This is a genomic window from Sphingobium sp. B7D2B (assembly GCF_025961895.1).
GTDB lineage: Bacteria > Pseudomonadota > Alphaproteobacteria > Sphingomonadales > Sphingomonadaceae > Sphingobium.
On record NZ_JAOQOM010000001.1, the window covers coordinates 355,994 to 375,074 of the forward strand.

The 19,081-nt window shown below is 67.0% G+C and carries 20 protein-coding genes; 13 read left to right on the forward strand and 7 right to left on the reverse strand.

What is annotated here, in order from left to right; all coding sequences use genetic code 11:
* Positions 1 to 43: 43 nt before the first annotated feature.
* On the reverse strand, positions 44 to 415 hold the full coding sequence (locus tag M2341_RS01615) for a dihydroneopterin aldolase (protein ID WP_181560925.1): 372 nt from the start codon (positions 413 to 415) through the stop codon (positions 44 to 46).
* A 165-nt stretch (positions 416 to 580) separates the two neighbouring features.
* On the opposite strand from M2341_RS01615, the gene M2341_RS01620 reads away from it, so the two are divergent.
* The 4 genes from M2341_RS01620 to M2341_RS01635 all read left to right on the forward strand — a co-directional run bounded on the left by M2341_RS01620 (position 581) and on the right by M2341_RS01635 (position 3,589).
* On the forward strand, positions 581 to 1,126 hold the full coding sequence (locus M2341_RS01620; protein ID WP_264583980.1) for a GNAT family N-acetyltransferase: 546 nt from the start codon (positions 581 to 583) through the stop codon (positions 1,124 to 1,126).
* Between the two features lie 83 nt (positions 1,127 to 1,209).
* The gene (locus M2341_RS01625) at positions 1,210 to 1,776 is read left to right on the forward strand and encodes a DUF1285 domain-containing protein (protein ID WP_264583981.1); all 567 of its coding nucleotides are present in this window, start codon (positions 1,210 to 1,212) and stop codon (positions 1,774 to 1,776) included.
* The gene (locus M2341_RS01630) at positions 1,773 to 2,372 is read left to right on the forward strand and encodes a CoA pyrophosphatase (RefSeq protein WP_264574110.1); all 600 of its coding nucleotides are present in this window, start codon (positions 1,773 to 1,775) and stop codon (positions 2,370 to 2,372) included. Before M2341_RS01625 ends, M2341_RS01630 begins: the two co-directional genes overlap by 4 nt.
* Complete coding sequence (locus M2341_RS01635; protein WP_264583982.1) at positions 2,369 to 3,589, forward strand: CCA tRNA nucleotidyltransferase; 1,221 nt, start codon at positions 2,369 to 2,371, stop codon at positions 3,587 to 3,589. Before M2341_RS01630 ends, M2341_RS01635 begins: the two co-directional genes overlap by 4 nt.
* Here the strand turns inward: M2341_RS01635 and M2341_RS01640 are convergent.
* From M2341_RS01640 to M2341_RS01655, 4 genes are all read right to left on the reverse strand, one after another.
* Positions 3,553 to 5,268: a putative bifunctional diguanylate cyclase/phosphodiesterase gene (locus M2341_RS01640; protein ID WP_264583983.1), complete on the reverse strand. Its 1,716-nt coding sequence runs from the start codon at positions 5,266 to 5,268 to the stop codon at positions 3,553 to 3,555. The genes M2341_RS01635 and M2341_RS01640 overlap by 37 nt on opposite strands.
* A 205-nt stretch (positions 5,269 to 5,473) precedes the next feature.
* Positions 5,474 to 7,765, reverse strand: coding sequence for a DNA topoisomerase IV subunit A (gene parC / locus M2341_RS01645; RefSeq protein WP_264583984.1), 2,292 nt, complete (start codon positions 7,763 to 7,765; stop codon positions 5,474 to 5,476).
* Between the two features lie 41 nt (positions 7,766 to 7,806).
* Positions 7,807 to 8,292 (reverse strand): cyclodeaminase/cyclohydrolase family protein, encoded by a 486-nt coding sequence (locus tag M2341_RS01650; protein WP_264583985.1) that lies wholly within the window; start codon positions 8,290 to 8,292, stop codon positions 7,807 to 7,809.
* Positions 8,293 to 8,340: 48 nt separating this feature from the next.
* Entirely contained in the window at positions 8,341 to 9,705 is a 1,365-nt protein-coding gene (locus M2341_RS01655) for an MFS transporter (RefSeq protein ID WP_264583986.1), read from the reverse strand.
* A gap of 175 nt (positions 9,706 to 9,880) precedes the next feature.
* Between M2341_RS01655 and hemB the strand changes: the two genes are divergently transcribed.
* From hemB to M2341_RS01670, 3 genes are read left to right on the forward strand one after another with little or no spacing between them, the layout of a single operon-like run.
* Positions 9,881 to 10,876 carry a porphobilinogen synthase gene (hemB, locus tag M2341_RS01660; protein WP_181561559.1) on the forward strand — a complete coding sequence of 332 codons (996 nt, stop codon included), beginning with the start codon at positions 9,881 to 9,883 and terminating at the stop codon, positions 10,874 to 10,876.
* Positions 10,877 to 10,897: 21 nt separating this feature from the next.
* Positions 10,898 to 11,473 (forward strand): GNAT family N-acetyltransferase, encoded by a 576-nt coding sequence (locus M2341_RS01665; RefSeq protein WP_264583987.1) that lies wholly within the window; start codon positions 10,898 to 10,900, stop codon positions 11,471 to 11,473.
* Positions 11,470 to 12,027, forward strand: a complete 558-nt coding sequence (locus M2341_RS01670) for a gamma carbonic anhydrase family protein (RefSeq protein ID WP_264583988.1) — start codon at positions 11,470 to 11,472, stop codon at positions 12,025 to 12,027. The genes M2341_RS01665 and M2341_RS01670 overlap by 4 nt, the downstream gene beginning before the upstream one ends.
* Here the strand turns inward: M2341_RS01670 and M2341_RS01675 are convergent.
* On the reverse strand, positions 12,002 to 12,526 hold the full coding sequence (locus M2341_RS01675) for a hypothetical protein (protein ID WP_264583989.1): 525 nt from the start codon (positions 12,524 to 12,526) through the stop codon (positions 12,002 to 12,004). The two genes, M2341_RS01670 and M2341_RS01675, sit on opposite strands and share 26 nt — an antisense overlap.
* 227 nt (positions 12,527 to 12,753) lie before the next feature.
* On the opposite strand from M2341_RS01675, the gene rplU reads away from it, so the two are divergent.
* The 3 genes from rplU (at position 12,754) to M2341_RS01690 (ending at position 14,280) form a co-directional block, all read left to right on the forward strand.
* Positions 12,754 to 13,116, forward strand: coding sequence for a 50S ribosomal protein L21 (rplU, locus tag M2341_RS01680; RefSeq protein ID WP_181561558.1), 363 nt, complete (start codon positions 12,754 to 12,756; stop codon positions 13,114 to 13,116).
* Between the two features lie 90 nt (positions 13,117 to 13,206).
* The gene (rpmA, locus tag M2341_RS01685; RefSeq protein ID WP_181560913.1) at positions 13,207 to 13,476 is read left to right on the forward strand and encodes a 50S ribosomal protein L27; all 270 of its coding nucleotides are present in this window, start codon (positions 13,207 to 13,209) and stop codon (positions 13,474 to 13,476) included.
* A 231-nt stretch (positions 13,477 to 13,707) separates the two neighbouring features.
* A complete protein-coding gene (locus tag M2341_RS01690) occupies positions 13,708 to 14,280 on the forward strand; it encodes a GNAT family N-acetyltransferase (protein ID WP_264583990.1) in 573 nt (190 codons plus the stop codon).
* A 231-nt stretch (positions 14,281 to 14,511) separates the two neighbouring features.
* On the opposite strand, the gene M2341_RS01695 is transcribed toward M2341_RS01690, so the two are convergent.
* Entirely contained in the window at positions 14,512 to 15,480 is a 969-nt protein-coding gene (locus tag M2341_RS01695) for a magnesium and cobalt transport protein CorA (protein WP_181560911.1), read from the reverse strand.
* A 125-nt stretch (positions 15,481 to 15,605) separates the two neighbouring features.
* On the opposite strand from M2341_RS01695, the gene obgE reads away from it, so the two are divergent.
* The 3 genes from obgE (at position 15,606) to M2341_RS01710 (ending at position 18,992) form a co-directional block, all read left to right on the forward strand.
* Entirely contained in the window at positions 15,606 to 16,676 is a 1,071-nt protein-coding gene (gene obgE, locus M2341_RS01700; protein WP_181560910.1) for a GTPase ObgE, read from the forward strand.
* 265 nt (positions 16,677 to 16,941) lie between these two features.
* Positions 16,942 to 18,072, forward strand: coding sequence for a glutamate 5-kinase (gene proB / locus M2341_RS01705; protein ID WP_264583991.1), 1,131 nt, complete (start codon positions 16,942 to 16,944; stop codon positions 18,070 to 18,072).
* Positions 18,069 to 18,992, forward strand: coding sequence for an NAD-dependent epimerase/dehydratase family protein (locus M2341_RS01710; protein WP_264585963.1), 924 nt, complete (start codon positions 18,069 to 18,071; stop codon positions 18,990 to 18,992). Before proB ends, M2341_RS01710 begins: the two co-directional genes overlap by 4 nt.
* Positions 18,993 to 19,081: the final 89 nt, after the last annotated feature.

Genomic DNA, 19,081 nt, shown 5'->3' on the forward strand with positions numbered 1-19,081 from the left:
AACGGATGGCTGGGATTTACGATACGCCAGCGTTTTGCGGACCCTATTTCCGCCAGCGGGAGAGGGTGATGCCGATCTTTTCGTTCCGCTCGGAGAGGGCCAGCTTGACGATCTTCACCGTCACGTGGCGCGCCTTGCGGTCCTGCAGGAAGATGGTGTCGATGATGTGATCGGCCACGGCCTCGACCAGCATGAAGTGCTGGCCGCGCGTGATCGCCGTGGTCGCCGCATGCTTGAGGTCCATATAGTTTTTGGACGTGCTGAGCGGCGTATTCGGCTCGTAATGGCTGCGATGCTCGAGCAGGGCGCGAATGCTGATTCGCAGCGGCTGCGGCAGATGGGTTTCCTCGGAATAGATGCCGGTCAGCACATCCACCTCAAGATCCTCGATCTCGAGCAGCAGCATGTCATCCATGGGATTCACGCCGTTTGCCGGATTGGCGCTGTGCCCTCCCGTTCCTGGCATTCCCGCCTCGCGTCCCGCCATCATAGCCTCGAATAACCCTTTTCATTTGGGCGTGAAGCGCTAAAGGCCGCCGCCTCGGGCGCTATTGCCCGCTTGGAAGGCGGACGGCAAGCGGTGACACGGATCGGCGAGCTGGCAGGAACCGGAGACGCGGCCATCACCGCGCTGCTCGATGCGGCATTTGGCCCGGCGCGCCACGGCCGCACGGCCTATCGCATCCGCCTGGGCATGGCCTGGTTCACGGACCTCTCCTTCGCCGCCTTCGATTCGGACGGGCAATTGATCGGCACGCTGCAGAGCTGGCCAGTGGCGCTGCACGGCCCGGACGGTCGCGAGACACCGCTGATCATGGTCGGGCCGGTCGCGGTGGTCCCCGCGATGCAGCGCCATGGCACCGGCCGTGCGCTTATGGACCGGCTGATCGAAACCGTCGATCTGCATCCGGGCGATCCGCTGGTGATGATCGGCGATCCTGAATATTACGGCCGCTTCTGGGGCTTTACGGCCGATGTAACGGGGGATTGGGCGGTGCCCGGTCCGGTCGAGCGGCACCGCTTGCTGACCCGCGCGGCGCCCGGCGTGGCGCTGCCCTCCGCTGGCAGTCTTGGCCCGCGCGGCACTGCCCTGGTGGCGGGGGCGACGGCCACGCCGGCGGTCTGAGCGCGCTGATCCGGGCCGACGCCGCGTGGCACCGGTGCGAGACGCCCTTTGCCAAGCCGGCTGGCCTTGCCTATCTGCAGCGCATGGTTGCGCCTCTCGATCCCGGTTCCGATCTGCCCATTGCCGGCGTCCCGCAGGATGCCGATCCGGCGCGGCCCTATCCGGTCATGGACTGGTCGCCCACGCGCTGCGGGCCCAGCGCTATGCGAATCGATGCGCAGGGCCGCTGGTTTCATGAAGAGCGCGAAATCCGCCGCCCCGAACTGGTGAGCCTGTTCGCGCGCCTGTTGCGGCGCGAGCCGGACGGGCGGCATGTGCTGGTGACCCCGGTCGAGATGCTCGACATCGAGGTCGAGGACGCGCCTTTGTTCGCGGTGGAAATGGCGAGCGACGGGGAAGGGCAGGCGCGCACGCTGCGGTTCCGCATTGGGGCGACCGGGCAGTGGATCACGGCTGACGGCGCCCATCCGCTGGGGATGGAAGAGAATGCGGCGGGGCCGCGTCCTGCGCTCGGGCTGGAGGCAGGGCTGCGGGCCCGGCTGATCCGCCCGGTCTATTATGCGCTGGCCGATCTTGCCATTGCGGAGGGGCACGATCCTCTGGGCCTGTGGAGCGGCGGCATCTTTCACGCGCTGGAGACGACGGCATGAGCTGGCGGGACCGGCTGACCGCCTCGCTGCGGCCGGAATTCGACTCGGCGCATACGCATGATTTCTTCCTGTATCGCAACCGGCCCGAGCCGGAGGGGCCGTTCACGCCGGCAGCGGTGCTGATCGCGGTCACGGACCGTCCCGATCCGGGCATGATCTTCACCCTGCGCCACGCGGGGCTGCGCGCCCATGCCGGGCAGGTCGCCTTTCCCGGTGGCCGGCTGGACCCGGGTGATCGCGACGCGGTGGAGGCGGCGCTGCGCGAGGCGCATGAGGAAATCGCGCTGCCGCCCGAGGCGGTGGAGGTGATGGGCCGCTCGGATCGCTTCCGCACCGGCACGGGGTTCGAGATCGAGCCGATTGTCGGCATCGTCCCGCCCGATCTGGCGTTGCGGCCTTCCGAGGCGGAGGTTGACGCCATCTTCGAGGTGCCGCTCGATTTTCTGCTCGATCCGACCAACCGGGCGTTGCGCACCGTGGACTGGGAAGGCGGCACGCGCAGCTATTACGAGTTTCTGTGGCAGGAGCACCGCATCTGGGGCGTGACGGCAGCGATGCTGGTCAACCTTGCCCGGCGCATCGAGGCGGCCGCATGAGCGCGCCCCTCCCCGAGCGGCTCCCCGATGCCGAATGGCGGGCCTGGCCGGGCCTGCTGGCGCTCTGCGAGGCGCTGGGCGCAGACCAAGGCGAAGCCCGCTTCGTCGGCGGCGCGGTGCGGGACGCGCTGCTGGGCATCGCGGTCAAGGATATCGACATCGCGACCGTCCATCTGCCGGAGGAGGTGGTCCGCCGGGTGAAGGCCGCTGGCCTGCGCGCCGTGCCGACCGGCATTGTGCATGGCACGATCACTGCCATTCTCGATCATCGCCCGATTGAGATCACCACATTGCGCCGGGATGTTTCCACCGACGGGCGCCGGGCCACGGTCGCCTTCGGCACGGATTGGCGAGATGACGCGGCCCGCCGCGACTTCACGATGAACGCGCTTTATGCCGATCCCGCCAGTGGCGCCTTGTCCGATTATTTCGACGGGCGCGCCGATCTGCTGGCTCGCCGCGTGCGCTTCATCGGCGATCCCAATCAGCGAATCGCCGAGGATCATCTGCGCATCCTGCGCTATTTCCGCTTTACGGCCCGGTTCGGCACGCTGGATCGCGACACGCCGGATTATCGCGCCTGCGTGGCGCACGCGACCAGCCTCATGGCGCTCTCTCGCGAGCGCGTCGCGGACGAGATGCTCAAGCTGCTCGGTCTGCCCGACCCGGCGGACGTGATCGCGGCGATGGTGGGCGATGGGGTGTTGGCATCCGTGCTGCCGGAGATCGATGCCCATGGCGTAGCCGCCTTGCGCGCGCTGATCGCCGCCGAGCAGGCGACGGGCATCGCGCCGGCTGGCTTGCGTCGTCTGGCGGCGCTGCTTCCGCCCGATGGCGCGCTGGCCGATCAGGTCGGCGCGCGTCTGCGCCTCTCCAACAAGGCGCGGCAGCGTTTGCGTGCGGCGGCCACGCCGACCTCGGCGGCCACTCCGCACGCGCTGGCCTATGCGCTGGGCGAGGACAGCGCGGTCGATCACATCCTGCTGGGCCGGGCCTTTTCGCCCGACTGCGCGCCCGCGCTGATCGGCTGGCAGGCGCCGCGCCTGCCGCTTTCGGGCGGCGATCTGATTGCGATGGGGCTGACGGCCGGCCCGCTGGTGGCGCGGACGCTTCAGGCGCTGGAGAGAGCGTGGATCGACCGGGGCTTTCCCGCGCCGGATGAGACGCGCGAGATGGCGCGTCAGATGGTGGGGGCGGCGCTGCGCTCCAGCCAGTAGTGGAAGGCCTCCTGCGGCGGCAGGGGGCGCGCGAAGTGATAGCCCTGGCCGAAATGGCAGCCGAGCTTGCGCAGGGCATCGGCCATGTCCGGCGTCTCGATGCCTTCCGCCGTGGTTTCCATGCCGAGCGCGCCGGCGAGGCTGACGATGGCGCGGACGATGGCGATCTTGTCGGCGTCGCCGATCATGTCTGTCACGAAGCTGCGGTCGATCTTGAGCACGTCAATGGGGAGCGACTGGAGGCTGGCGAGGTTGGAAAAGCCGGTGCCGAAATCGTCCATCGCCACCGTGACGTCCATCGCCTGCAGCGCGCCCAGCAACTGCCGGGTCTTATCCGGGTCGGCGATGAGCGCGCTTTCGGTCAGCTCGATGATCAGGCGGTTGCCGGCAATGCCGGCATAGCGCAGCGCTTCCTCCACCGCGCGGGGCACATTGTCGCGCACCATCTGCACCGGTGAGAGGTTGACGTTCATGGTGATCGGCAGGGTTTCCCCGAACCGCCTGTCCCAGTCCGCGAGGGTCTGCACGCATTCGCACATCGCCCAGCGCCCGAGCGGCACGATCAGCCCCGATTCCTCGGCGACCGGGATGAACTCATTGGGAGAGACCTGCCCCAGCACCGAATCTTCCCAGCGCGTGAGTGCCTCGAAGCCCTTCACCGCGCCGGTCTGCAGGTTGATGAGCGGCTGGAACACCATGGTCAGCTCGCCATTGTCGATCGCCTCGCGCAGGCGGTTCTCCAGCGTGAAGCGCTTGAGCGCCTCGCGGAGGACGTTGGCGCGGTAGACCTCCAGCGCGCCGGATTTCTTGGCGCGCTTCACCGCCGCCTGCGCCTGGCGGAGCAGCCGCTCGATATCGTCGCTGTCTTCCTGCGCCAGCGCGCAGCCCAACGCGACCTCGACGTTGATGAGATAGGTGGAGAGGCGGATTGGTGCCTCGAATGCCTTGCGCACCCGCTCGGCGATCTGGAGCACTTCGGACAGGCCGTGGCCGACATGGGCGAAGATGGCGAACTCGTTGCCGCCGATTCGGGCCAGCACGTCGCCCGCCCGCAGCACGGATTTGACGCGCCGCGCGACGGTGATGATCAGCTCGTCACCTGCCATGGCGCCCAGCGATTCGTTGATGCGGCTGAACCGCACGAGATCGAAGCCGATGATCGCATAGGTCGCCTTGCTCGCGGCCGGGCGGCCGTTTTCGGCGAGGCCTTCGATCTGCTCCACAAAGCCGATGCGGTTGGGCAGCGAGGTCAGGCTGTCCGTCATCAGCTCCTTGCGCAATGTGCTTTCCGCGTTGCGCTCGCTGGTGCGGTCCGTGGCGGTGAAGAGCACCAGCCGGGCGGGCTGCGCATCGTCTTCCTCCACCCAGGTCAGCGAGCAGCTGTAGGCGCGCAGCCCGAGCCGGTCATGAAATTCCAGCTCGAAGCGGTCGGAGCGGCGCTGCGAATCGAACATCGCCTGCGCGCGGTGCCGCCAGTTGCGCTGCCTGCGCTGGCTGTCCTCGCAGTCGAGCAATTCGTTGGCGGCCTGATCCTCGACGAAGCTGAAAAACTCCGCATTGCCGACCAGAACGTGCAGGCCTGAGGGGGACTGGGTCAACAGTGCGGCCGGGTAGGGCAGCGCCTTGAGGAAGGCGGTATAGCCGCGCAGGTCCTCAACCGCCGGCAAGGGCGCTGTCATGGAGGCGTCAAAGGGCGAAGGCCGCGGGCGTGCCGCTTCCTCTACATGGTCCGCCTCGCGTTTTGCGCTTGCCGTCATGGATCGCCGGCTTAACGGCCCATGGTAAATTAAGGCTGAAAGTCTGGCGCAAGCCGCTATTTTTGTTGATGCTGCAACAGTCCCCCTCGTCCCGTGACGGGAAAAGGAGGATTTGTGCGCTGATGGGTCAGTCGAATCGGTTGTCGCGGGGGAAGCCGTTGGGCGGCATGCGCCCGGCAGCGCCGCGGGCCGCGCGCCAGGAGAGCAGGTCGGTTTCGGTGCGAGTCCGGCCGCTGTCCCCGCCCATCGTCCAGCAGAGGCCCTGCGCCAGCGTAAGCGTCATCGCGTCGGAGAGGCCGCCATCCTTGTAGCGCTGCAGGGTGACGCCCTGTCCGCGCGCCATTTCCGGCAGTTCGGCGAGCGAGAAGATGACCAGCTTGCGATTCTCGCCGATGACGGCGACCGAATCGGCCCCCGGTGCCACCGGCCGCACGACCTTGAGCTGGGCGCCGGCCTTGAGGTTCACCACCTGCCGGCCCTTGCGGGTCTCAGCGATGATCTCGCTCATCGCGGCGATGAAGCCGCGCCCGTCGCTGGCGGCGAGCAGCAGTTTGCCGTCCGCCTTGGCCGGCAACAGCGCGACGATGTCGGTCTCGTTGGCGAGGTCGATCATCAGCCGCACCGGCTCGCCAAACCCGCGCCCGCCCGGCAGCTTGTCAGCGCCCAGCGTGTAGAAGCGCCCATCCGATCCGGCGAGCAGCAGCTTGTCGGTGGTCTGCGCGTGGAAGGCATAGGCCGGGCCGTCGCCTTCCTTGAACTTGAGCGCATCGGTGGCGGTGAGATCGGCATGGCCCTTCATCGCGCGAATCCATCCGCGTTGGGACATGATGACGGTGATCGGCTCGCGCTCGATCATCGCCTCCAGCGGAATTTCGCGCGCCGGCCCGGCCTGCTCCAGCCCGGTTCGTCGTGCGCCGATGCCCTTTTCCGGCGTGTAGCGCTTGCGCAGATCGGCAAGGTCGCGCTTGAGGCGGGTGCGCTGGCGGGCGGGCGATTCGACGAGCTTGTGCAGATCTTCGCGTTCGGCGGCGAGGTCGTCGCGCTCGCGCCGCAGCTCCATCTCCTCCAGCTTGCGCAGCGAGCGCAGCCGCATGTTGAGGATCGCCTCGGCCTGCCGGTCGGTCAGCTGGAACTCCGCCATCATCACCGGCTTGGGCTCATCCTCGCTGCGGATGATCTCGATCACCCGGTCGAGGTTGAGATAGGCGATGATATAGCCGTCGAGCAGCTCCAGCCGGTTGTCGATCTGCTCGATGCGGTGCCGGGCGCGGCGGACCAGCACCTCGATCTGGTGCTTGAGCCATTCGGTCAGCAGATCGCGCAGGCCCATGACGCGCGGCGTGTGGCTGGCATCCAGCACGTTCATGTTGAGCGGGAAGCGGCTTTCCAGATCGGTGAGACGGAACAGGCTGTCCATCAGCACGTCCTGGTCCACCGTGCGGGCGCGGGGCTCCAGCACGATGCGCAGAACCTCATCCGACTCGTCGCGCACGTCGGCGAGGATCGGCAGCTTCTTGTCGGCGATGAGCTGGGCGATCTGCTCGATCAGCTTGCCCTTGGCGACGCCATAGGGAATCTCGTCGATCACCGCGATCCAGGTGCCGCGCCCTTCATCCTCGCGGTGCCAGCGGGCGCGCAGGCGCATGCTGCCCCGGCCGGTCGCATAGGCGTCCGAAATCACCGAGGGCGGATCGACGAGCACGCCGCCGGTCGGGAAATCCGGCCCTCTCATATACTGCATGAGCTGGGCGTGATCGGCCTCCGGCTGGTCGATCAGCAGGGTGGCCGCATCGATCACCTCGGCGACGTTGTGCGGCGGAATGCTGGTCGCCATGCCCACCGCGATGCCGCTGGCGCCATTGGCGAGCAGATTGGGGAACAGGCCGGGGAAGACCTCGGGCTCTTCCTCCTCGCCATTATAGGTCGGGCGGAAATCGACGGTGCCATGGTCGAGGCCGGCCATCAGATCGGCAGCGGCCTGCGTCAGCCGCGCCTCGGTGTAGCGCATGGCGGCGGCGTTATCGCCATCGATATTGCCGAAATTGCCCTGCCCGTCGACCAGCGGGGTGCGCAGGGAGAAGTCCTGCGCCAGCCGGACCATCGCGTCATAGACAGAGGCGTCGCCATGCGGGTGATATTTGCCGATGACGTCGCCCACGACGCGGGCGCATTTCTTGTAGCTGGTGGTGTTCCGCTCGGGATTGGCGACCAGAATATCCGGCGCCGGCCCGCTCGGTTCGAGCCGCAAGAGGCGCATTGCCCACAGCAGGCGGCGGTGGACCGGCTTCAAGCCGTCGCGCAGATCGGGCAGCGAGCGCGCGGTGATCGTGGAGAGCGCATAGACCAGATATCGCTCGGACAGGGCTGAATCGAAGGGGTGGTCCTTGATGCTGTCCAGCGGATCGCGAAAATCTGTCATGCCGCGCGATTAGCAAGCGCAGCGGCGCTTGGGTAGGGGAGCTATGCGCCTTCGGTGGCGTCGCCTGCATTCTCCGAACCATTGGCCTCCATGATCGCGGAGGCGGCGTCGGCCAATCGGCGAGCGGCGAGGATATCGTTGGCCATGTTGGCGCGCAGCAGCGGCGCCAGTCGCTCGGCTTCCGACATGAGTTGCGCGCAGAGCCAGGTGAAGCGGTCGGCCAGCGCCACGAGATCGTCCGCCGCCTGCGCTTTCTCGCCATCCGGGCGGGCGCGGACGAGGCGTGGAAAGCCGACGGCGTCCGCCTTGGCGGCGGCCAGCGCGCGATCCTGGAGGGCGCACAGCCGCGCCGCCGAATCGTGCAGGGCGGGGTCGACGGGGGGATGGTGGAGGCTCACCGCGATCGCCTTGCGCAGGCAGGCAATGCCCATCGCCAGCGCACAGGCTGCAGCCGTGCCGGAGCCGGACGAGAGGTCGCCCGAGGCGATCTCCTCCAGAACATCCTCAAATGGTGCGCGCGCCAGCATGCGCCTTAAGCGGGCCTGCGCGGATTCGGTTCCCGTGGCTCGATCCGCTCAGGCCGGCAGCGGGACGGGGCGCCCGGCGGGCGGCATATGCTGGTCGACAATGAAGGAGGCTGCCGAGACGAGAATGGCGCCGACCGCCAGAACTGCGAAGAAGGGGATGACGCTGCCATTGCCCAGCTCCAGCAGCGCGCCGCCGAATGCACTGGCCGACACCGCGCCAACCCGGCTCATGAAGATGCCGAAGCCGATTCCCGACGAGCGGCAGGAGGGCGGATAGCCATGGGTCATGATGACATACATGGTCGCGATGCCGCCGCTGAACGCCGCCGCCGAGGCGCCGATCAGGCTGACCACGATCAGCCGCTCGGTCTCGGTCGGCACGGGCGAGAGCGTCTCGACGAAAAAGCCGAGCGCGACGATGCAGAGGAACAGCGCGATGCTGATGCCGCTCATCACCGTGCGGGTGCCCAGCCGCCGGCTGAGGAAACCGGCGGCAATCGCTGCGATCATGGAGGTGATGCCTGCCACCGAGACGGCATTGCCCGCCTGGGGCAGGGTGAAGCCGGCGGCGGTCAGGAATGTGGTGGACCAGTTGAGGATGCCATAGGCGACGAGGGCGCAGGCGGTGAAGGAGGTGCAGACGCCGATGTTCATCCGCAGGTTGCTGCGATGGAGCACACCGATGGCAACGCCGGCGCCATCATCCGCGCGATGGCGCTCCGGCATGAGGTCGATGTCTTCATCCAGCACGCGGCGGGCAACGGCCTGCGCCTCCGCCTTGCGGCCGCGCGCGATGAGGAAGGAGGGGCTGTCGCGCAGCACGGCGATAATCAGCACGATGAGGAAAAGCGTCGCGATGCCGAAGACCATGAAGGTCCAGCGCCAGCTATAAAGATCCGACAGGGCCGGGGCGACCCAGCCGACCACGGCGCCGCCAATCGGGGTGCCGACCGAGAGCGAGCTGACCGTAATCGGCCGCAGCCGGTCCGGCAGCCACTCGCTGGCCATGGTCAGCGCGTTGGAATAGGCCGCGCCAAAGCCGATGCCGCTGACCAGCCGCCACAGGGCCATGCTGGTCACGCTGCCGGCCTGGCCTGCCGCGATGGTGCCGAGGCCGAAGATGATCGCGGCGAAGGCGAGGGCGTAGCGCCGCCCGATCCTGTCGCCCAGCATCCCGCCCAGCCAGCCGCCGAGACCGAAGCCGATCAGCGCCGCGCTCATCGCAATGCCGAATGTGCCGCGATCCACGCCGAAATCGGCGATCACCAGGGGTGCGACGATGCCGAGCAGCTGCATGTCGATGCCATCGCTGACGAGGATGAGCAGGCAGATGCCGACCGTGATCCACTGAAACCTGCGCACGGGCCTGCTGGCCAGCGCGGCGCTGAATGTGGTGGCGGCGGTGGATGCCATGCCTGCCTCTCCCTTGGATCTGTTGTTGGCCGGATATCGGCCGTTTGCGACGGCGTAACGGATTGAATATCATTTGTCGAAGGAATGAACGTGGATGGGCGCGCCCCACCGTCTCTCAAGGGCGAGCGGCGCCGCAGCCATTGATCGGGGCGCGCGAGAGGCCTATTCCGCCGGCATGACGCACGCTGCCTATCCCGAGCTTCGCCTTCGCCGCACTCGCGCTGCCGCCTGGAGCCGCCGCCTTCATGCCGAGCATCGCCTGACGCCGGCCGATTTCATCTGGCCGCTGTTCATCACGGCGGGGCGCGGGGTCGAGGAGCCGGTCGGCTCGCTGCCGGGCGTCTCGCGCTGGTCGGTCGATCTGGCCGTGGCGCGCGCGCGGGAGGCTGCGGCGGCGGGCATTCCCTGCCTCGCCCTGTTCCCCAACACCCCGCATGATTTGCGCAGTGACGATGGCACGGAGGCGCTCAATCCAGATAATCTGATGTGCGAGGCGATCCGCGCGATCAAGGATGCCGTGCCACAGATCGGCCTGCTGACCGACGTGGCGCTCGACCCCTATACCGCGCACGGCCAGGACGGCCTGCTCGATGAAGCCGGCTATGTCGTGAACGACGCTACGGTGGAGATGCTGATCGGCCAGGCGCTCAATCAGGCCGCTGCCGGGGCGGACATCATCGCGCCGAGCGACATGATGGACGGGCGCATCGGCGCGATCCGCGAGGCGCTGGAAGCCGATGGCCACGCCAATGTGCAGATCATGGCCTATGCCGCCAAATATGCGAGCGCCTTCTACGGCCCGTTCCGCGATGCGGTGGGCTCGGGCGGGCTGCTCAAGGGCGACAAGAAGAGCTACCAGATGGACCCGGCCAATGGCGCCGAGGCGCTGCGCGAAGTGGCGATGGACATTGCCGAGGGCGCGGACAGCGTGATGGTCAAGCCCGGTCTGCCCTATCTCGATATCGTCGCGCGGGTGAAGGATGCCTTCAACATCCCGGTGTTCGCCTATCAGGTGAGCGGCGAATATGCGATGATCGAGGCTGCCGTGACCGTCGGCGCAGGCGAGCGCGACGCGCTGGTGATGGAAACGCTGATGAGCTTCAAGCGCGCCGGCTGTACGGGCGTGCTGACCTATCATGCGCTGCACGCCGCCCGGCTGCTCGGCGGCTGAGCGGGCCGGTGAGGGAACGCCATGGCCAGAATGATCGCTGAAACCGAGCGGCTGATCCTGCGGACCGAGCGGCCAGGCGATCAGGCGGTCTGGCTTGCCCATATGAACACGCCGGAAGTGCGGGCCTATCTGGGCGGCCCCAGACCGGCGGAGGCCATTGCGGACAATTTCGCGCGGATCGCGGCCGATTGGGAAATCAAGGGCATCTCGCTGGCGATGATCGAGCGCAAGGCCGACGGGCTGCTGCTCGGCGATTGCGGGCTTGGCGTCATCGATTCGCCGGAAGCCCCGGCCGCGCTGGCCGGGCAGTGGGAGATCGGCTGGATCATCCGGCACGATTGCTGGCGCAACGGCTATGCGCAGGAGGCTGCGCGCGCGATGTTGGCGCGGGCGTTCGGGTCGTGGGATCTGCCGGCGGTCTTCGCGCAGACCTCGCTCAGCAATCCGCCCTCCTGGGGCCTGATGGAAAAGCTTGGGATGCGGCGCCGTGCCGATCTGGACTATGTCGACAGCCGTTATCCGGCGGCCGACAACCCCACGATCATCTATGAGATGCGGCGCGCGGACTGGACGGCGCTGAGCGAGGACAAGTCATGACCAGGCCTCTTATTCTTCCCTTCAACGGCAAGGCGCCGAAGATTCACGAGACCGCCTTTGTGGCGCCGGGCTGCGTCATCATCGGCGACGTCGAGATCGGCCCGCAGGCCAGCGTTTGGTATAATTGCGTGCTGCGGGCGGACATCAACGCCATTCGGGTCGGCGCGCGCTCGAACATTCAGGATGGCAGCACCGTGCATGTCGAGAGCGATTTCGGCGATGGCGGCCATCCGGCGATCATCGGCGACGATGTGCTGATCGGGCATATGGCGATCATCCATGGCTGCACGCTGGAGAACCGCGCTTTCGTCGGCATGGGGGCCATCGTGATGGACGGCTGCGTGGTCGAGGGGGATGCGATGCTCGCGGCGGGCGCGATGCTCACGCCCGGCAAGCGCATGCCCTCAGGCCAGCTGTGGAGCGGGCGACCGGCCAAATATATGCGCGATCTCGGCGAGGCCGACCTGCACGGAATGCGGCGCGGCGTGGAGGCCTATGTCGAGGAGGCGGCGCTGCACACCGCCGCACTCAAGGCTGCGGAAGCTGGCGCCTGAGGGCATCGAGCGCATCATTCTGCGCGTCGACCATCGCGAGCACGCGCAGGCGGGCCGGATCGATGACGGCAAGGTCTGCGGCGACGCGGGCGGCATCCTCCGCGTCCTGCCGCTCGACAAACAGCGTATCGAGCGCGGCGAGCGCGGCGACGCTTTCATAACGGGCACTGTCGAGCGCGCTGATCGCCGTCTGGGCGGTCACCCAGGACTCGCTGTTGGGCGCAGCGCCTGCGCCTGTTGCCACGCTGGCGCGACTGCCGGCGAGCAGGCTCTGAAAGGCCGTGTCGGCGCTGCCCGCATCGCGGGTGAAGCGATCCACCTGCGTGGCGAGCGCCGGGTCCGTCGCGGCGGGCTTGATCGCCGGGGCCGGCGGCACCGTCCGGTCGCGGCTTTCGACCGGACGCTTGGCCAGCGACGGGAAGGCGCGCGGATCGGCCTGCGCGTTGACGGCAGAGCCCAGGATCATCAGGGCGAAAAAGGCGGTGAGTCGGCGCAGCATGATGCCTTTCATTTAGGGTGGCGGGAGAAGCGCTTCAACCATGGCGCGCAGGCGGTGCCTGTTGTCGGTTTGACGGCGCTGCGCGTGAGGTTGCGCGGCGAAAATCCGAGTCTTTCCGTTGACAGGTCCGGCGACCCTCACTAAGGGGCCACATTCCCGCGCGGACAGCTCCAAATGGCTGTGCCATGCCGTTCGCGCCAAGCATTTGATTGATGGAAGTTAAGCCCATGTTCGCTGTCGTGCGTACGGGCGGCAAGCAATATCGCGTCGCCGCCGGAGACAAGATCGTCGTCGAGAAGATCGCTGGTGAAGCCGGCGAAACCGTCACGCTGGACGATGTCCTGCTCGCGGGTGACGGCTCGGAAATCAAGGACAGCAAGGGCCTCACGGTCTCGGCTGAGATCATTGCCCAAGCCAAGGGCGAGAAGGTGATCGTCTTCAAGAAGCGTCGCCGGCACAATTACCGTCGTCGCAACGGCCATCGCCAGCAGCACACGATCCTCAAGATCGTGGCGATCGGCGGCGAAGCGCCGAAGAAGAAGGCCGCCGCCAAGAAGGCCGACGCCGCTCCGGCAGCCGCCGAAGCCTGAGCCTGAATTTGGTTGATTGAGCATTTTCGGACGCAAAACCGGTTTCCACTTTTGCTGAAAATGCTCTGAAAGTTTCGAGGAGTTTAGACCATGGCACATAAAAAAGCTGGCGGTTCATCGCGCAACGGTCGCGATTCAGAATCGAAGCGCCTTGGCGTGAAGAAGTTCGGCGGCCAGAGCGTGCTCGGCGGCAATATTCTCGTCCGTCAGCGCGGCACGAAGTTCTACCCGGGCCGCAATGTCGGCATCGGCAAGGACCACACCCTGTTTGCGCTCACCGAAGGTCGCGTGGTGTTCCACGACGGCAAGCTCGGTCGCAAATTTGTGTCCGTGGACGTGATGGCGGAAGCCGCCGAATAATCGGACGATTCATAACGGGGATCGTCCAGCGGGACGATCCCTTGGTGAGCCGGTGCCGGTTCATCTGAAACCAAGGGAGAAGGGATCGCCCCTCCTCCCTTTTTTCTTGTTCTCCCTGGACCCTCGATAGACCTCGGCGCGTCAGGAGCACGGTTGCTCGCAGCGTTCGCAAGGCTGTCTCACAGGCGTCATCTGTCTGCGGCAGAGCGCCCCGGAACCGGAGACAAGACCATGTTTGCACGTACCCCCCGTTTTCTGCTGCGGCCCGGCTGGCCGGAAGATGCGCAGGCGCTCTATGCCGCCATCGCGGATGAAGCGATCGTGCGGAATCTTGCCCGCGCACCCTGGCCCTATACGCTGGACGATGCGGTCGATTTCCTCGCCGGCGATCACGATCCGCTGCAGCCCAAGTTCCTGGTGATGAAGCGCACGCAGGGAGTACCGCGTCTCATCGGCTCCTGCGGCATCCATACGCAAGACGATGGCGCGCTGGAACTGGGCTACTGGATCGCGCGCCCTTACTGGGGCCTGGGTTTCGCGACCGAAGCGGCTTCGGCCGTGATGCAGATCGCCCGCGCGACGGGCGTGCGCAACATTCGCGCCAGCCATTTCACCGACAATCCGGCGTCCGGCCGGGTGTTGCGCAAGCTCGGATTCCGGCCGGCGGGCCGCCCCGAGCCGCGCCACAGCCGTGGCCGCAATCGCGCCGATCTGTGCCAATTCTATGAAGAGGGCGGCGAAGGCGACATGCGCGAGGACGTGGCGGTGGAAATTTATGCGGATCGCGAGCCCGTCGCGGCCTAGGCCAATCGACATTCAGTCCTGACGGCCTGCAAATGGCGGCTTCCCGCGCTTCCGGTGCTCACGTACTAGAAGTACGCTGCGTCCGGGGCGCAGAAATCCACCATTTTGCCCTCCGGTCGTCTTCGACTCCGCCACGTCATCTTCTGAATATCGATCGGCCGGCTGGTCGCGCGACGGCGATGGGTTTGGCGGTCCGTGACCGTGCTCATCCCGAGTGCGGCCACGGGCCGATCACAGCCAGCCCAGCTTGCGGAAGCGCCGATATAGGAGTGCGCAGATGATCGCGATGCCGCCCAGCACGATGAAATAGCCGTAGCGCCACTGCAATTCGGGCATGTTGCTGAAGTTCATGCCGTAGATGCCGGCAATGGCAGTGGGCACGGCCAGGATCGCGGCCCAGGCGGCGAGCATCCGGGTGATGTCGCCCTGTCGGCGCTGTTCGAGCAGGCTGCTCGTTTCCGCGACGGAGGTCAGATAGTCGCGCAGCCCGGCGACGCGATATTCGACCCGCCGGACATGATCCAGCACGTCGCGGAAATAGGGCAGCATGTTCTCGTCGATATTCGGCTGGACATGATTGACCATGCGCCCGGCAACATCGCTCATCACCCCGAGGATGCGCTGGAAGCGGACGATCTCCCGGCGGGTCGCGAAAATCTGGCGGATCTGGTCTGAGTCGAGGAAGGCCTCGCCGGCGGCGGCTTCCATCGCCAGCACCTGCTCCTCCAGCGCATCGACGACCGGGAAATAGCCATCCACGATGAAGTCCATGATCGCGTGCAACACATAATCCGGGCCGTGGGCCAGGGCGGCTGGTGCGCTTTCCAGCCGCGCGCGCAGCTCCGAATGCGCCCGCGCCGAACCGTGGCGCACGGTGACGATGAAGTCCGCGCCGAGGAAGACGGAGGTCTCCCCATAGCCGATGAGATCGCCTTCCAGATGCGCCGTGCGCAGGATCAGGAAGAGCTGGTCGCCATACAGCTCCAGCTTGGGCAATTGCTTGCCCTTGCGCGCGTCTTCCTGCGCGAGCGGGTGCAGGCCGAAACAGGTGCCGACCTGAGCCAGTTCTTCGGCATCCGGCTCATGCAGGCCGATCCAGACGAACTCGCCCGCCGGCAGCCGGTCATGGCGGGGGCAGTGGATGTCGACATCCCCCACAACCTCGCCATTGCGATATCGCCGTGCTGCTATGACGGTCACGCGCGTGCCTTTCACCAGTCGAACCCGGCTGAGGTAACGCCTCGCCGGAGAAATGGAAGCATGGGAAGGCGGGCCCGTATGAGGCTGCGCTTCACCTTTGCGGGCAAAGGCCTTATGGGCGGCCGATGCATTTCCTAGATCAGGCCAAGATTTTCATTCGCTCGGGTGCGGGCGGGCCGGGAGCGGTCAGCTTCCGGCGCGAGAAATATATTCAATATGGCGGCCCCAATGGCGGCAATGGCGGCAAGGGCGGCGACATCATCTTCGAGGCGGTGCCCGGCCTCAACACGCTCATCGACTTCCGCTACACCCAGCATTTCAAGGCGCCGCGCGGCGGCCATGGCGAGGGTGGCGACCGCACCGGCGCGGGTGGGGACGATCTCGTCATCAAGGTGCCAGTGGGCACGCAGGTCATCTCCGAGCCAGATGAGGAAGGCTATAGCGAAGTGCTGGCCGACTTTACCGAGCCCGGCCAGCGCATCGTCCTGCTGCGCGGCGGCGATGGTGGCCGCGGCAATGCCAGCTTCAAGACCAGCACGAATCGCGCGCCGCGCCAGCATGGCACTGGCTGGCCGGGCGAGGAGCGCTGGGTGTGGCTGCGCCTCAAGCTGCTGGCCGATGTGGGGCTGGTCGGACTGCCCAATGCCGGCAAGTCGACCTTCATCAATCAGGTGACGAATACCAAGGCCAAGGTCGGCGCCTATCCGTTCACGACGACCAAGCCGCAGCTCGGCGTGGTGCTGCACAAGGGGCGCGAATTCGTGCTGGCCGATATTCCGGGGCTGATCGAGGGCGCCTCGGAAGGCGCAGGCATCGGCGACCGGTTCCTCGGGCATATCGAGCGCTGCCGGGTGCTCATCCACCTCATCGACGCGACCGGGGACGATCCGGTCGAGGCCTGGCGCATCGTGCAGACCGAGCTGGAGAATTATGGCGAGGGGCTGGAGGACAAGCCGCAGCTTCTCGCGCTCAACAAGGGCGATCTGCTTGGGCAGGAGCTGATGGAAGATGTCGCCAAGGACCTGAAGAAGGCCGGCGCAGGCAAGGCGTTCATCATCTCCGGCGCGACCGGCGAGGGCATGGAGGCGCTGCTCGACGCCGTGCTGCCCATGCTGGGCGAGGTGCATCGCGCCGAGGCCGAGGAGAAAGCCGCGCAGGAAGGTGAGGTGGAGGACAAGCCATGGTCCCCCATTTGAGGATGTATCTCCCCTCCTCTTTAGAGGAGGGGGCGGGGGTGGTGATGCGCCGGTGTCGTGTGCGCGGCGCTCACGCCCCATCGTTCAGCACCACCCCAACCCCTCCTCTGAAGAGGAGGGGCTTTTCCCCTGTCCCCCGCGCCGTTCGTGTCGAGCGAAGTCGAGACACGGCTGGCACTGTCCTCGCGTGTCTCGACTTCGCTCGACACGAACGGTGGGTTTGTTCTGGGCATGAGAGAAGAGTGCGTGGGGGATGCCGCTCATCATGACTGACGCCCTCACCGGTTTCCCGCCCGCCGCCATTCGGCGCATCGTCATCAAGGTCGGCTCGGCGCTGCTCGTCGCCCCGGACGGCTCCGTGCGGCGCGACTGGCTCACCAGCCTTGTCGACGAGATCGCGGCCCGCCGCGCGGATGGGCAGGAGATCATCGTGGTCTCCTCCGGCGCCATCGCGCTCGGCGCGCGCCGTCTGGGCCTCGCCAAGGGCGGTCGTGCGACGCTGGAGGATGCGCAGGCTGCGGCCGCCGTCGGCCAGATCGCGCTCAGTCAGGTCTGGGCCGACCTGCTTGCCGGGCACGATATTCCCGCCGCGCAGATGCTGGTGACGCTGGGCGACCTTGAGGATCGCCGCCGCTATCTCAATGCCTCAGCCACGCTGGACCGGCTCGCGGGCCTCGGCGTGGTGCCGGTGGTCAATGAGAATGACAGCGTCGCCACCGAGGAAATCCGCTTTGGCGACAATGACCGGCTGGCCGCGCGCATCGGCCAGGCGGCAGGCGCGGATGCGGTGGTGTTGCTCTCCGATATCGACGGGCTCTACACGGCGAACCCCCACAGCAATCCCGATGCCACATTGATCCCGCTGGTGGAGAAGATCGACGCCGCCGTGCTGGCCATGGGCGATGGCAACAGCGCCTCGGGCATGGGATCGGGCGGCATGATTTCCAAGCTGCAGGCCGCGCAGATCGCGACCGGCGCGGGTGCGCATCTGGCGATCATCTCCGGCCGCGTCGATGCGCCGCTCGGCCATTGGCAGAGCAGCGGACGCGGCACATTGTTCCGGGCCTCGGCCAAACGCGGCGGGCGCAAGGGCTGGCTGGCCGGGCGCCTCACCGTCAAGGGCAAGCTCAGCGTCGATGCCGGCGCGACCGAAGCCCTGCGCAAGGGCCGCAGCCTGCTGCCGGCCGGTGTCACCGGGACGAGCGGCGTCTATGCGCGCGGCGACGTGATCGACATCGCCGGGCCGGATGGCGCGGTAATCGCGCGCGGCCTCGCGCAATATGACAGCCAGGATGCCGAGCGGATCATCGGCAAGCGCAGCGCTGAGGTCGCCGGCCTGCTCGGCGGCACCCCGCGCGCCGCGATGGTCCATCGCAGCTATATGGTGCTGCTCTGAGCACGCTGGCCCTCACCGGCGCCACCGGCTTTGTCGGCAAGGCGACGGTGGAGAAGGCGCTGGCCGCCGGCCATGCCGTGCGCGCGCTGACTCGCCGTCCCCAACCGCCGCGCGAGGGCGTAAGCTGGATTTCCGGCTCGCTGGAGGATGCCGCCGCGCTCGATGCGCTGGTCGCCGGCGCGGATGCCGTCATGCACATTGCCGGCGTAGTCAATGCACCGACCCGTGCCGGGTTCGAGGCGGGCAATGCCACCGGCACCGCTGCCGTTATCGCCGCTATGCAGCGTGCGGGCGTGGTGCGGCTCGTGCATGTCTCCAGCCTCGCGGCGCGCGAGCCGGGGCTCTCCGATTACGGATGGTCGAAGGCGGAAGCGGAGCGGCATGTGCAGGCAAGCGGGCTCCACTGGACGATGATCCGCCCGCCCGCGATCTACGGCCCGGGTGATGCCGAACTGCTGGAGCTGTTCCAGATGGCGACGCGTGGCTTTGTGCTGCTCCCGCCCGGTGGGCGCCTCTCAGCCATCCATGTCGATGATCTGGCCAATCTGCTGGTGCGGCTGGGCACGCGGCAGGGCGGCGAGACGCAGGGCAAGATCTATGAGGTGGACGATGGCACGCCCGAGGGCTGGAGCCATGTCGATTTCGCTCGTGCCATTGGCCGCGCCGTGGGGCGTGCCTCGGTGCGGACCATTTCCATGCCGTCCGCCCTGGTTCGCCTCGGCGCCTGCATCGACCGGCTGCTGCGCGGCGACAAGGCGCGGCTGACGCCCGACCGCGCCGCTTATTTCTGCCATGCCGACTGGGTGTCGAAGGCAGCACTGCATCCGCCAGCGGATCTCTGGCGCCCGGCCATTGCGACCGAGGCGGGTCTTGCCATGACCGCGCAGGCCTATCGCGACAAGGGCCTGCTGCCGCGCTGATGCCCGAATCCCGCCTTATTCGCTTGCCATAGGCAGGGCGAAGCGGGCATTCGGCTCGCAACAGGGCCTTATTGGGCTATTACGGAAAG

What these genes read in the sequence shown, in the direction of transcription:
- M2341_RS01615 (WP_181560925.1), bottom strand. Translation starts at nt 415, where the DNA reads ATGGATGACATGCTGCTGCTCGAGATCGAGGATCTTGAGGTGGATGTG.
- M2341_RS01625 (WP_264583981.1), top strand. Translation starts at nt 1,210, where the DNA reads ATGGTTGCGCCTCTCGATCCCGGTTCCGATCTGCCCATTGCCGGCGTC.
- M2341_RS01630 (WP_264574110.1), top strand. Translation starts at nt 1,773, where the DNA reads ATGAGCTGGCGGGACCGGCTGACCGCCTCGCTGCGGCCGGAATTCGAC.
- M2341_RS01635 (WP_264583982.1), top strand. Translation starts at nt 2,369, where the DNA reads ATGAGCGCGCCCCTCCCCGAGCGGCTCCCCGATGCCGAATGGCGGGCC.
- M2341_RS01640 (WP_264583983.1), bottom strand. Translation starts at nt 5,268, where the DNA reads ATGACAGCGCCCTTGCCGGCGGTTGAGGACCTGCGCGGCTATACCGCC.
- parC (WP_264583984.1), bottom strand. Translation starts at nt 7,765, where the DNA reads ATGACAGATTTTCGCGATCCGCTGGACAGCATCAAGGACCACCCCTTC.
- M2341_RS01650 (WP_264583985.1), bottom strand. Translation starts at nt 8,292, where the DNA reads ATGCTGGCGCGCGCACCATTTGAGGATGTTCTGGAGGAGATCGCCTCG.
- M2341_RS01655 (WP_264583986.1), bottom strand. Translation starts at nt 9,705, where the DNA reads ATGGCATCCACCGCCGCCACCACATTCAGCGCCGCGCTGGCCAGCAGG.
- hemB (WP_181561559.1), top strand. Translation starts at nt 9,881, where the DNA reads ATGACGCACGCTGCCTATCCCGAGCTTCGCCTTCGCCGCACTCGCGCT.
- M2341_RS01665 (WP_264583987.1), top strand. Translation starts at nt 10,898, where the DNA reads ATGGCCAGAATGATCGCTGAAACCGAGCGGCTGATCCTGCGGACCGAG.
- M2341_RS01670 (WP_264583988.1), top strand. Translation starts at nt 11,470, where the DNA reads ATGACCAGGCCTCTTATTCTTCCCTTCAACGGCAAGGCGCCGAAGATT.
- M2341_RS01675 (WP_264583989.1), bottom strand. Translation starts at nt 12,526, where the DNA reads ATGCTGCGCCGACTCACCGCCTTTTTCGCCCTGATGATCCTGGGCTCT.
- rplU (WP_181561558.1), top strand. Translation starts at nt 12,754, where the DNA reads ATGTTCGCTGTCGTGCGTACGGGCGGCAAGCAATATCGCGTCGCCGCC.
- rpmA (WP_181560913.1), top strand. Translation starts at nt 13,207, where the DNA reads ATGGCACATAAAAAAGCTGGCGGTTCATCGCGCAACGGTCGCGATTCA.
- M2341_RS01690 (WP_264583990.1), top strand. Translation starts at nt 13,708, where the DNA reads ATGTTTGCACGTACCCCCCGTTTTCTGCTGCGGCCCGGCTGGCCGGAA.
- obgE (WP_181560910.1), top strand. Translation starts at nt 15,606, where the DNA reads ATGCATTTCCTAGATCAGGCCAAGATTTTCATTCGCTCGGGTGCGGGC.
- proB (WP_264583991.1), top strand. Translation starts at nt 16,942, where the DNA reads ATGACTGACGCCCTCACCGGTTTCCCGCCCGCCGCCATTCGGCGCATC.